Origin of the sequence: Rhizobium oryzicola (genome assembly GCF_030504645.1) — a bacterium.
In the GTDB taxonomy this organism is placed as follows: Bacteria; Pseudomonadota; Alphaproteobacteria; order Rhizobiales; family Rhizobiaceae; genus Neorhizobium; species Neorhizobium oryzicola.
This window is the reverse complement of sequence record NZ_JAUKWQ010000001.1, coordinates 1,172,089-1,184,356: the sequence shown is the minus strand read 5'-3', so window position 1 is coordinate 1,184,356 and position 12,268 is coordinate 1,172,089. Positions and strand designations below refer to the sequence as shown.

At 57.8% G+C, this 12,268-nt stretch carries 11 protein-coding genes and 1 tRNA gene; 6 read left to right on the top strand and 6 right to left on the bottom strand.

Annotated elements, in window-relative coordinates:
- Positions 1-42: 42 nt before the first annotated feature.
- On the top strand, positions 43-1,104 hold the full coding sequence (locus tag Q2T52_RS05875; RefSeq protein ID WP_302075721.1) for a bifunctional transcriptional activator/DNA repair enzyme AdaA: 1,062 nt from the start codon (positions 43-45) through the stop codon (positions 1,102-1,104).
- Positions 1,105-1,274: 170 nt separating this feature from the next.
- Entirely contained in the window at positions 1,275-1,565 is a 291-nt protein-coding gene (locus Q2T52_RS05870; RefSeq protein WP_302075720.1) for a hypothetical protein, read from the top strand.
- A 21-nt stretch (positions 1,566-1,586) separates the two neighbouring features.
- Here the strand turns inward: Q2T52_RS05870 and smpB are convergent, their stop codons facing one another.
- Positions 1,587-2,063 (bottom strand): SsrA-binding protein SmpB, encoded by a 477-nt coding sequence (gene smpB / locus Q2T52_RS05865; RefSeq protein WP_302075719.1) that lies wholly within the window; start codon positions 2,061-2,063, stop codon positions 1,587-1,589.
- A gap of 99 nt (positions 2,064-2,162) precedes the next feature.
- Positions 2,163-3,047, bottom strand: coding sequence for a 4-hydroxy-tetrahydrodipicolinate synthase (gene dapA, locus Q2T52_RS05860; protein ID WP_302075718.1), 885 nt, complete (start codon positions 3,045-3,047; stop codon positions 2,163-2,165).
- A 217-nt stretch (positions 3,048-3,264) separates the two neighbouring features.
- Here dapA and Q2T52_RS05855 point away from each other — a divergent pair, with 217 nt between their 5' ends.
- Both Q2T52_RS05855 and Q2T52_RS05850 read left to right on the top strand, forming a co-directional pair.
- On the top strand, positions 3,265-5,337 hold the full coding sequence (locus Q2T52_RS05855; RefSeq protein ID WP_302075717.1) for a lytic transglycosylase domain-containing protein: 2,073 nt from the start codon (positions 3,265-3,267) through the stop codon (positions 5,335-5,337).
- A 39-nt stretch (positions 5,338-5,376) separates the two neighbouring features.
- On the top strand, positions 5,377-6,255 hold the full coding sequence (locus Q2T52_RS05850) for an alpha/beta fold hydrolase (RefSeq protein WP_302075716.1): 879 nt from the start codon (positions 5,377-5,379) through the stop codon (positions 6,253-6,255).
- 221 nt (positions 6,256-6,476) lie between these two features.
- On the opposite strand, the gene Q2T52_RS05845 is transcribed toward Q2T52_RS05850, so the two are convergent.
- From Q2T52_RS05845 to Q2T52_RS05830, 4 genes are all read right to left on the bottom strand, one after another.
- On the bottom strand, positions 6,477-7,508 hold the full coding sequence (locus Q2T52_RS05845) for a porin (RefSeq protein WP_302075715.1): 1,032 nt from the start codon (positions 7,506-7,508) through the stop codon (positions 6,477-6,479).
- Between the two features lie 79 nt (positions 7,509-7,587).
- Positions 7,588-8,658, bottom strand: a complete 1,071-nt coding sequence (locus Q2T52_RS05840; RefSeq protein WP_302075714.1) for a porin — start codon at positions 8,656-8,658, stop codon at positions 7,588-7,590.
- A gap of 372 nt (positions 8,659-9,030) precedes the next feature.
- Positions 9,031-9,121: transfer RNA gene (locus tag Q2T52_RS05835), tRNA-Ser, on the bottom strand.
- A gap of 129 nt (positions 9,122-9,250) precedes the next feature.
- The gene (locus Q2T52_RS05830; RefSeq protein ID WP_302075713.1) at positions 9,251-10,471 is read right to left on the bottom strand and encodes an NAD(P)/FAD-dependent oxidoreductase; all 1,221 of its coding nucleotides are present in this window, start codon (positions 10,469-10,471) and stop codon (positions 9,251-9,253) included.
- Between the two features lie 191 nt (positions 10,472-10,662).
- Between Q2T52_RS05830 and Q2T52_RS05825 the strand changes: the two genes are divergently transcribed.
- Together Q2T52_RS05825 and Q2T52_RS05820 are read left to right on the top strand one after the other, a co-directional pair.
- The gene (locus Q2T52_RS05825; RefSeq protein WP_302075712.1) at positions 10,663-11,016 is read left to right on the top strand and encodes a hypothetical protein; all 354 of its coding nucleotides are present in this window, start codon (positions 10,663-10,665) and stop codon (positions 11,014-11,016) included.
- 114 nt (positions 11,017-11,130) lie between these two features.
- The gene (locus Q2T52_RS05820) at positions 11,131-12,240 is read left to right on the top strand and encodes a pyridoxal phosphate-dependent aminotransferase (RefSeq protein WP_302075711.1); all 1,110 of its coding nucleotides are present in this window, start codon (positions 11,131-11,133) and stop codon (positions 12,238-12,240) included.
- Positions 12,241-12,268: the final 28 nt, after the last annotated feature.

Here is a 12,268-nt window from a genome sequence, read left to right as displayed (position 1 = left end):
TTTTCGGCGTCATGAGCTCTCTCAGCGTTGTAAGGTCTCGCCATGCTGACCGAACGCTTCTCCGACGAAACTCTCTATCAAGCGCTTCTGGACCGTGACGCGGGCTATGATGGCTTTGCCTATGTCTGCGTCACCTCGACGCGCATCTTCTGCCGCTTCACGTGCCCAGCGCGCAAGCCGCGACGGGAAAATTGCCGCTTTCGTACAACAATTGCCGAATGCCTGAACGAAGGGTTTCGGCCCTGCAAACGTTGCACGCCGATGCTACGTTACGGTGCAGGTGACCCTGTCGTGACCACACTACTTGAGGCTTTGGAGGCAGATCCCGGAACCCGCTGGAGCCAAGAGAGGCTGATCAGCCTCGGCCATGATCCCTCCACCGTCCGCCGCGCCTTCAAGCGACGTTTTGGCATGAGCTTTCTGGACCTGGCACGCCAGCGACGGCTCGGGCAGGCTGTCACATCCCTTGAAGCGGGTTCGCCGGTCATCGAGGCGCAGCTGGACGCCGGTTTTGATTCCGGCAGTGGCTTCCGGAATGCGATCAACCAGTTAATTGGAACATCGCCGATGGGCGTGAAGAACCAGAGCCTGTTGAAGGCGGATTGGCTCGATACACCTATCGGGCCGATGCTTGCCGTCACCTGCGGCAATGCTCTGCATCTTCTCGAATTTGCGGATCGACCGGCGCTTCCCGCCGGGTTGAAAAGGCTGCAAGCCCGACTGCGCAGTGGCATTCCCATGGGACGCACTTCAGTCACGGAGCAGCTTCAAGCGGAACTTGCCGCCTACTTCAAAGGCACGCTTTCAGCCTTCTCGATTCGGATCGGCGACCACGGCACGCCCTTCGAGCGTTCCGTATGGAGCAGGTTGCAAGAGATCCCCGCAGGCACCAGTCAAAGCTATTCAGCAATCGCACAGGATCTGCAGCGCCCCACTGCCGTTCGTGCCGTGGCACGTGCCAATGGTGCCAACCAGATCGCCATCATCATTCCCTGCCATCGCGTTATTGGTGCCGACGGCAGCCTTACCGGCTATGGCGGAGGCCTCTGGCGCAAACAGTGGCTGTTGCGGCATGAGCAGCGCTCTTTCACATCACCTTGTTGATTCACATCATTTTCAATGATGGAATTCATTTAAAACATTCTCTGGACGCATAGGTCGAATTGCGACAGTTTGCCGCCGTCGCCACCCCCTCAACTTCCAACCCCCTCGCCTCTCTCCGCACCTCAGGTCGCGGAGCGACTTTTCTCGTGCATCATCGAAAGGATAGAGCCATGCGCACGATCGACCGAGCCACTGATAGCGTTTCCAGCCCCATTTTACCGCTCCTGTCCGGGGTGGTTCGTGGCCTGCGTCGCCTCACGTCGATCCTGCCCCGCATGCGCTATCGCGGCAAGCACACCAATCGGCTGGATGAACTCAACGAGCATTGCCTTCGCGACTTGAGCCTTAACGAAGAGCATATGTTTGCGGAAGGCCGCACCCGGGCTGAGCGCCAGGATGCAAGACTGCAGGAAGCGAGAAGGCTCGCCCTGATGCTGATGATGGGAACGGGGGGACGCTGAGGAGCGTCCGTTACCTGGCCGTCAGCCCGACTTCAGCAGCCGGCTCTTCTGCCGGTTCCAGTCGCGTTCCTTCTCCGTCTCGCGCTTGTCATGCAGCTTCTTGCCCTTGGCGAGCGCGAGCTCGAGCTTTGCTCGACCTCTTTCGTTGAAGTAGATCTTCAACGGAACGAGCGTCATGCCTTCGCGGTTGATGCCAGCGCGGAGACGACCGATTTCCCGCTTGCTGAGCAGCAGCTTGCGCCGACGGCGCGGCTCATGATTGAAGCGATTGGCCTGCAGATATTCCGGCAGATGCGAGTTGATCAGCCAGATCTCATCCCCTTCGTCGGAGGCATAGGATTCGGCGATATTGGCCTTACCTTCGCGCAAGGATTTCACCTCGGTGCCCGTGAGGACGAGACCGGCCTCATAGGTATCGATGATCTCGTAATTGAAGCGGGCCTTGCGGTTTTCCGCGACAATATTCTTGACGATGCGCTGACTGCCTTTGGGTGCCATGGGATGCTATTGGCCGTTCTCGTGCTTCTGGAATGAGGTGGGACGGTATGCCTTATGTAGTGACACCGTCCCGGAATGTGAAGCCGAGGGGGCCCCGCTTCAGTTCAACAGGCCGGCGTGACGCAAAGCAGCATCGATTGCGGCTTCCGTTGCCGGTTCCAGTGTCGGCAGAAGCGGAGACCGAACGCTACGGCTCATGCCACGGATGCGCGAAAGCGCGTACTTGGCGCCGCAGAGGCCAGGCTCGATGAAGATGGCCTTGTGCAGCGGCATCAGGCGATCCTGAAATTCAAGCGCCTTGGCGTAATTGCCTGCAAGCGTTGCCTGCTGGAATTCGGCGCAGAGACGCGGCGCTACATTGGCAGTGACAGAGATGCATCCGACTCCACCATGCGCGTTGAACCCGAGCGCACTCGCATCCTCACCAGAGAGCTGGATGAAATCCTTGCCGCAGGTCTGGCGCTGTTCGGAGACACGTTCAACCTTGCCGGTGGCATCCTTCACACCCACGATGTTGTCGAAGTCACGGGCCAGTGCCCCCATTGTTTCCGGGGACATGTCGATGACCGATCGGCCGGGGATATTGTAGATGACGATAGGCAGGTTCACCGCCTTCGCAATCGCCGCATAATGCGCGTAAAGGCCTTTTTGGGTGGGCTTGTTGTAATAGGGCGTAACCACCAGAAGCGCATCGGCACCTGCAGCCTCTGCATGTTGTGCCAGTTCGATTGCCTCGACCGTGTTGTTGGAGCCCGCTCCAGCGATTACAGGCACGCGCTTTGCGGCCACTTCGATGCACAGCTCGATGACCCGTTTGTGCTCGTCATGGGAAAGGGTCGGGCTTTCGCCAGTGGTACCAACAGGTACAAGACCGGTGCTGCCTTCCTGGATCTGCCATTCCACATGGGCTGCGAAGGCCTTCTCGTCGACAGCCCCCTCCTCCGTGAACGGCGTGACGAGCGCGGGAATCGATCCCTGAAACATGCAAGAACTCCTGATCGGCCGTAGCTTCATTCTTCGGCCGTATTACCGAATTATGTCACGCGCACCATAAAGCGACCGCATGGCCTCGACAAGCATCAGATGCGTGATTTTGCAGCACATCAAGATGCGGTAAAGTTCCGGTGACATACGCTATGGTAAGATTTCGTTAAGGGTGCGGGCGGCTAATAGGAACTGTCTTGGTATCACGAGTGCACGGATGAAAAAGTCGATCCTGTTAGCCGGGCTTGGTCTCTGCTTGAGCGGCAGCGCCTCCATTGGCGCGCCCGCATCCGATAGCGTTCCGCCGCTTCCCTATATGCGCCCACCGCAGATGCAACAGGCCTCCATGCCGGTGCCTGACATTACAGGCGCGATCCCCAAAACCTCCTCCCCTTCGGAGCGCCAAGGCACCCTGACGCAATTGAAGGCGGGCCTCGACGCGTTGTCCGGCAATGATGCGCTAAAGGCTTTGACCATCCGCAACGCAATGGCGCAGGGTTCACTGGACAGGCATTTGCTCACCTGGGCGATTGCAACATCCGGCTTGCGTGATGTTCCCTCCAGCGAAATTGCAGCGGCACAGCGTGAACTGCGCGGCTGGCCCGGACTGAACAAGCTGCGCGGCAATTCCGAGCGGGCGCTGTATCAGGAAAATCCGTCCCCTGGCGATGTGCTCGCCGCTTTCGGCAATACCGCGCCTGAAACACCTCAGGGCGCTATTGTGCTGGCGCGCGCATTGGTCAGCACAGGGAAGAGTGCACAGGCTGCCAGCACGCTGCGGCCTTTCTGGATCGGCTATGCCCTGGACAAGGATATCGAAGACCGCGTTCTTCGCGAATTTTCCACCCTCCTGACGCCTGCGGACCACAAGGCGCGGATGGATTATCTGATGTATCGCGGTCGCGTGAGCCAGGCCAAGCGCTTTGGTGACCTCGGCAAGGCGCAATCGCTCTACAAGGCCTGGAGCGCCGTTGCCGCGCGCGCGAAAAATGCATCTCAGCTTCTGGATGCCGCTGCTGCAAGCTGGGCGAAGGACCCTGCCTACATCTTTGCGCGGGTTGAATATCTGCGCCATGAAGACCGATATGAAGATGCGGCCAAGCTTCTGGAACGCGCCCCGCGAGAAGCAAATCGCTTGGTGAACAGCACCGAATGGTGGAGCGAGCGGCGCATCATTGCACGTGGATTGTCCGATCAGGGCGACTTCAAGGACGCTTATCGCGTCGCCGCCGGCCACACGGCAACGCAAGCTGCGGATATTGTCGACGCGGAATTCCATGCCGGCTGGCTGGCGCTGCGTGCCCTGCATGATCCCTCCACAGCCGCTCGGCATTTCGAAAAAATCCTGCAGGCGTCGAACCGCCCGCTTTCCGCATCCCGGGCCCTGTATTGGCTGGGCCGCGCTGCGGAGGAAGGCGGCCCCGGCAGAGCGGCAGACTACTATGCCAAGGCCGCTCGCTACTCTGCGACATTTTACGGCCAGCTTGCAGCCGCGAAACTTGATATCAAAGCACTGGATGTCTCCTATCCGACGCCAACGGCAGCCGACCGGGAAACATTTGAGCGGCGCGAGGCGGTACGCGCAATCGATCGCCTTGATGCGGCTGGCCACCCGGAGCGCGCTGATGCGATCTATCGTGCTCTGGCCGAAGATTTGAACAGCCCGGGGGAATTGGCTATCCTTGCGGCACGTGCAGAGCGAAACCGCAATCACGCGCTTTCACTGCAAATCGGCAAAGCGGCCTTTGGGCGCGGCATTGACGTTGCGGCTCTCGCCTTCCCTGTGGGCGTCATTCCGGCCGGCGCCAATATTGAAGGCTCCGGGAAGGCCCTCGCCTACGCCATCGCCCGTCAGGAAAGTGCCTTCAACCCGGCAGCCGTTTCGGCCGCCAATGCACGCGGCTTGCTGCAGCTCTTGCCGGGAACGGCAAAGGGTGTCGCCAGCCGCCACGGCCTCGCATTTACGCCTGCCAAACTCACCAGCGATCCCGCCTATAATGCGACGCTCGGAGCCCATTACTTGGGGGAGCAGATCGACAGCTTCAACGGATCCTACATACTCACTTTCATCGCCTATAATGCGGGACCCAAACGCGTGCCTGAATGGATTTCCCGTTACGGAGACCCGCGTGGCAAGTCTATCAACGAGGTGGTCGACTGGATCGAGCGCATCCCGTTCCCGGAAACCCGGAACTATGTTCAGCGCGTGATGGAAAACTATCAGGTCTACAAGACCCGTCTCGGCCAGCGCGCCGACATCGAAAACGATCTACGGTTCGGGCGCCGCTAGCTTCCGCATTCAGAACTCGGTCTTGCAAGGGGAGCCGGTGTGACGTTTGAGCAGCATTTCATCACAACCGCAGACGGCTTGAAGCTCGGTTTTCGGGACTACCAGACCGCCGATGCCGGCGATTTACGATGCATGCCGGTAGTATGCCTGCCGGGTTTGACGCGCAACGCAAAGGACTTTCATCAGCTGGCATTGCGGCTGGCTGCGGACAAGGAACGTCCGCGTCGAGTCATTGCAGTTGACTATCGTGGCCGTGGCACATCCGATTGGGCCGAGGACAAGACAAGCTACAATGTGGTTCAAGAATGCCTGGATCTCCTGCTGATTTTGAATCAGCTGAGTATCGCGCGTGCCGCGTTTATCGGCACCTCGCGAGGTGGTTTGATTCTCCATATCTTGGCCGGTCTGCGGCCCGATATCATCGGCAGCGTGATTTTCAACGATGTCGGCCCAGAACTGGGACTGGAAGGGTTGAAGCAAATCCAGCGATATCTGGGAGCTAGGCCGGACATTGGAAGCTTCGAGGATACGGTCCGCCATGTGAAGTTCATACACGGCGACATGTTTACCCTCTTAGAGGACACCGATTGGCGCGATTATGCAACCGCTACCTATCGCGAGTCAGATGGTAGCTGGGGCGCAGACTGCGATCCGGCCATCGCCGAAAGCTTTGCATCTATGGCGCTCGATGGCCCCCTGCCCGATTTGTGGGAGAAGTTTGACACCTTTCCGGACGTTCCCCTGATGGTCATCCGGGGTGAGAATTCAGAACTGCTGACGCCCGCCATTGTCGACGAAATGCATCGACGCCGGCCCGGTCTTTTGACGGTGGAAGCCCGCGGCCAAGGCCACGCTCCTGTTCTACATCTGGATGATTTGCCGCAGCGCATTGCCGCATTCCTCCTCCCAGTAGAATAAGTACCTTCTTCACATTGACCACACTGTCTCTGGAGCATTTCTCCACGCTCTGGAGATAGAGGCTTCACATCGCAATCGACCTGCGAAAGTGGCGTTGAAATGTTCCAGCTCGCTTCAGGCCCTGGCATGCCCACCTGATGCGCAGGTAACGACCAACGAGTAGGCTAAACGAAAAAGGCCCGGCATTGCCGGGCCTTAACAAACAATCTGGAGAGATTGAATTAGAACGTACGCTGCAGGCGGAAGAAGCCGCTCCACGTATCAGCCTGGCCATCGCCTTCCTGATACTGAACGCTAACCTTGGACGTCAGGCCAGACGTGATCTTGTAATCAACCGTCATACCAGCCTTCCAGGCATCACCATTGGTGAAATCGCCATTGCCGTTCACGCCAGTGTTCCACCAGTACTGGAAGCCAGGCGTTACGGAGAGCTTGTCGTTGACCTTTACAGCATATTCAGCAGCAACGGTCCATTCCGACAGGTCGTAATAGGCGTTTGCGCCAGACGAATAGATGCCAGCGATGCCGAACGTGCCGGGACCAACATCAGCAGTTGCAAGCAGGCGAACTGCGCCGTTTTCAGCTGCGACGTCGTAAGAACCAAGCAGGAATGCTTCAACCGGACCGAACTTACCAGAAATCTGGCCTTCGAACCCGACATTGTCGTTGCCGGTGTACCAAGCCGGGAACAGGTTGCTGTAGGTCTTCGTCAGTTCGTCAACGAAGAAACCAGCGGAGAACGAGTCGTTCTTATACTCGTAGCCGATCTGGTTGATACGGTTCGAACCAAGGTCGTCCGTCTCGCCGGAGAGGTCGTTATCCCAGTAGTTGTAGCCGTAACCAGCGCGGAAGCCGCCGAGGGTCAGGTATGCTTCGTCGAGGTCGAGGCTGTTCTGGGTGCCGTCGCCATTCGCCCAGGTACGGAGCGTGATCGTCGAGGCCAGAGCGCCGAGCTCGGTGTCAGACTTTGCGTTGAACGTTACGAGACCGCGCGTACGTGCATCCCAGTCGAAGTCCTTGATGCCAGGACCGCGGTTGAAGCTCGACCAATCAGCCTGGAAACGGACGTAACCGTTGATCTTCAGGCAGGTCTCAGTGCCGGGAATATAGAAATAGCCAGTACCAAATGCATCGCAGACGCGCACATATTCGACAGGCTCAGGTGCAGCAGCGACGATCGCGTCAGCAGCGTGAGCGGAAGATACGGCAGCGAAAGCTGCGGCAGAAGTGACGAGAAGAGTTTTTATATTCATTTTATTCCCCACCGATTAGCAGAGGTTATCAGAAGCGTCTCGGCCCGGGGATGACCCGGGCCGAGATAATCAGATCAGATTAGAACGTGCGCTGAAGGCGGAAGTAGCCTTCCCACTTGTCAGCTACGCCAGCAGCGTCAGATTCGCTGTACTGTACAGAAACCTTGCCGGTCAGGCCGGAGGTGATTGCGTAGTCTACAGTCAGACCAGCCTTCCAAGCGTCGCCGTTGGTGTAGTCGCCAGCAGCGTTGACATTCACGTTCCACCAGTACTGGAAGCCAGGCGTCAGGGTCAGCTTGTCGGTAACCTTGACAGCGTATTCAACTGCCGTGGTCCACTCAGCCTTGTCGTAGTAAGCGTTTACGCCAGAGGAGTAAACAACTGCTGCGCCGAGCGTGCCCGGACCGATAGCAGCCGTACCCATGAGGCGAACAGCGCCTTCTTCAGCAGCGATGTCGTAACCGCCGAGAAGAGCAACGTTAACCGGGCCAAATACGCCAGAGATCTGACCTTCGATACCAACGTTCTTGGAAACGTTGTCGCCCATGCCGCCGGTGCCGTAGGTGCCAGCGTTGAAGACAGCAGCCGAACGGCTGTAAGCCTTGGTCAGCTCATCAACAAACAGGCCAGCCTTGATCGAACCAGCGGTGTACTCGTAGCCGATCTGGTTGATGCGGTTCGAGCCGAGGTCGTCGGTTTCGCCAGAGAGACCAGCGTCCCAGTAGTTGTAGCCGTAGCCAGCGCGGAAGCCGCCGAGCGTCAGGAACGCTTCGTCGAGGTCGAGGCTGTTCTGGGTGCCGTCGCCGTTAGCCCAGGTGCGGATCGTGATCGTGGAACCCAGAGCGCCGAGTTCGGTGTCCGACTTAGCGTTGAAGGTTACGAGACCGCGCGTACGAGCATCCCAGTCGAAGTCCTTGATGCCAGGACCACGGTTGAAGCTCGACCAGTCAGCCTGGAAACGAACGTAGCCGCTGATCTTGAGGCAGGTTTCGGTACCCGGGATGTAGAAGTAGCCCTTACCGAAAGCGTCGCAAACGCGAACGTATTCTACCGGCTCCGGAGCAGCTGCGACGATTGCGTCGGCAGCCTGTGCGCCGGATACTGCTGCGAGAGCAGCAGCCGAGCCGAGAAGAAGGCTCTTGATGTTCATATTGACCTCCAGTCAAGTTTCATATGGGTCTGGGTTCTTTGGCTGAAGGACAGCATTCCCTGCCCCATCCCCGTCGGTTTCAGAAGACAGACGATCCACCGCCTCGCTTCTGACGCTGAACATACAAGAGACCTTTTGGCTTGCAATCGCGAACTTGAGCCATTCGAGAGCTCTACAGCTGCTTCACAAACGTCTGTTGCTGAAAGGACACAAACCCGTGAGGCAGATCGTTCAATTTTTACCGATCGTTAAGAAAGCCTTGTTTTGCAGGAGGTTAGACGCGCAATCGCGGCGACCGGACACAGATGCGCCTGGCTGCTGAGTCTCTGTCAATGTTGAGGCTTGGGAAATCGCCAGCTGCCTGATGCAGCATGGCGGAGAGGAAGGGATTCGAACCCTCGATACGCTTTTGACGTATACTCCCTTAGCAGGGGAGCGCCTTCGACCACTCGGCCACCTCTCCGGTGCGGTCGTGATTATTGCGGTCGGCTTTTGAATGCAAGGCCAATTTGCAGCCTTGCCTCGATATTTCGCGGAATTCCCGACAATTGGCTACGTTTGTGCGGCTTTGCCGAGCGATTCCGACCGGCATTTATAAGGAGAGCAGCTGCTTAAGATCGCTGGAAGGATCGGCAAGGAGACCGCGATCCGGCTCGATTCCAGAATCAAGCAGCTTCTTTCCGGTGACATAGGCCTTTGCGTCGTTGATCGCATCCACCGCCGCAAACCGCCCACCACGGAAATACCAGACTGATATTGCGCCCTGGCGGGCACCGGGGCGAACCAAAACCTCGTCATAGCCCCTGTTGAAACCGGCGATCTGCAGTTTGACGTCGTACTGATCTGACCAGAACCATGGCTTCGGTTGATATGTGAGACTCTGGCCTGAGAGATTCGCTGCGACCACTTCGGCCTGATCAACGGCATTTTGAACCGATTCGAGTCGCACCAGCTCGCCACGCCAAGGCAGCATGACGCAATCACCAACGGCAAAGATGCGTGAATCGGATGTGCGCGCGAATTCGTCAACCACAATGCCGTTGGCAACGTTCAGTCCAGCGCGTCGCGCCAGTTCGTCATTGGGTGCGACACCGATTCCCACGATCGCAAGATCGACGTGAAGATTCGTCCCATCGGAGAGCTCCGCACCGCTCAGCACACCGTTTTCGCCTGTCAGACGTACGAGACCTGTCGATTGCTTAATAACCACACCATGTTGGAGATGAACCGTGCGGATGATTTCCGCTGTCTCAGGCGCCGCGACTCGCTGGAGAATGCGGTCTGCCATTTCGATCAGCGTCACTTCCATGCCCTTGTGGCGGGCAACCGCTGCCGCTTCGAGTCCAATATACCCACCACCGATCACCAGCAGCCGCCGGCCCGCATTCATTTTGTCCATCAAGAGGTCCGCGTCCCGCTTGTCGCGCATGACATGCACGCCGCGCAGATCTCCTCCAATGGCGGACGGCAAACGGCGGGGTGTCGAGCCTGTGGCAAGTACCAGATAATCATAGGCGATGTTCGATCCGTCCTGCAGGCGGACGAACTGACCCGCAGGATCGATCTCTTCCACAAAAGTCGAAAGACGCAGTTCGATATTGTTCTGGACGTACCAGTCGACCGGACGCAGCAGCAGGCGCTCGAATTCCATTCCGCCCAGGAGGTACTTCTTGGAGAGCGGCGGACGCTGGTAGGGCGCGACATCTTCCACACTGAGAATGGTGATCGAACGGGAATCGCCCAGAGCGCGAAGTTTAGAAACAAGTGAGAAGGCAGCCTGCCCTCCTCCCACAACGACCAGCCTCTCCGCCATGAAAACCTCTCCTTATATTCATCGTCCTGAGCACAGCGGTAGCGAGCGGATCCTTACAGGTCAACGCGACATGCCGTGTGGCAAATATCCGGAAGGAAAATCTACCTATTCAACCAATTTTATTTTTCGCCTTCAGGATGCATCAGCGAACGTTTGATAGCCTGTCTTCGTAACTGCCACAGGAGGGTGTGATGCCCTTGAACTTGCTGAACGACACGCACAAAGACATTCCGCGCGACCAGATCTTTGAAAAGTTCCTGATCGACCGTCCGGGGCGGATTATTTTCGTCGGCCATCATCTCAGCACGAAGACCAGCGTCCGTTGTTTGGTCCGTAAGATTTCGTTGTACGGAGCAGAGCTGGATGTGAATCCGAGCCTTGATGTTCCCAAAAACTTCTTCCTGGAAATTTTGGGCATCCGCGACGAAATCGGCTGCACCATCATTCGTCGCGAGGAGGAGAAACTCTCGGTCGGCTTTAACATGCTGATCGATCCAGCATTCCTGATGCATGTGATCAAGCTCAGTTTCGTCACCAGTCATTGAAAGCATTTGTGGTTTGTCCCTGGCGGCAACAGGACGGTAACGGCGGGGGCTGGCTTGTCTGTTGGACAAAGCCTCTTATGGTGAGGCAGGTTCACCTTACCGGATGTCTTTGTCATGCCAGCCTTCTCCCGCTTTACACCTCTCTTTGAAAGCCTGCCCTCAACCGTACCTTTTGTCGGGCCGGAAGCGCTTGAACGACGACGCCAACAAACGGTCCTCGCTCGCATCGGCGCCAACGAGAATGGATTTGGCCCCGCCCCTTCCGTTCTCGCCGCCATGGCCGCGGCAGCTGAGGATACCTGGAAATATGCCGACCCCGAAAATTTCGATCTGAAATCAGGGCTGGCCGCGCACCTGGGTTGTAAGCCGGAGAATATTGCGGTTGGCGAAGGAATTGATTCCCTTCTCGGACAGATCGTGCGCATGGTGATTGAGCCCGGCATGGGGGTCGTCACGTCGCTCGGGGCCTATCCGACGTTCAATTTTCATGTAGTGGGCCATGGCGGACGCCTGCTGACCACTCCCTATCTCAATGACAAAGAGGACCTGCAGGGCTTGTTGGACCTTGTTCGCAAGGAAAACGCACCGCTGGTCTATTTCGCCAATCCGGATAATCCAATGGGAAGCTGGTGGGATGCTGAGAGTGTCCTGCGTTTCGCTCGCGCACTGCCGGAAACCACGCTGCTCATTCTCGATGAAGCCTATTGCGAGACAGCACCTCAAGGCACGCAGCCGGACATCGGTTCGCTAATCGACCAGCCGAATGTCATGCGCACTCGGACATTCTCGAAGGCATATGGGCTGGCCGGCGCGCGCGTGGGATATGTCATCACCAGCGCCGAGAATGCGCGAGGCTTTGACAAGATTCGCAATCACTTCGGAATGTCGCGCGTCAGCGTCGCTGCGGCCCTCGCCGCTCTGACGGATCAAGTCTATCTTCAGCAGGTGATTGAACGCATCGCCGATTCCCGTGAGCGAATCAGTGCCATTGGCCGCACCAATGGGCTTCTCCCCTTGGCGTCAGCCACGAATTTCGTGGCGATCGACTGCGGAAGCGATGGTGATCATGCGCGAAGGATCGTGGACGGACTGCTGGAGCATGGCGTCTTCATTCGTATGCCGGGTGTCGCACCGTTAAACAGATGCATCCGCATCAGTGCCGGTACCGCCGAAGACATGGCCCTGCTGGAATCAGCCCTGCCTCAAGTTCTCAAAACGCTCTGAACATCACGAATCGGAAAAACCGCGCCGG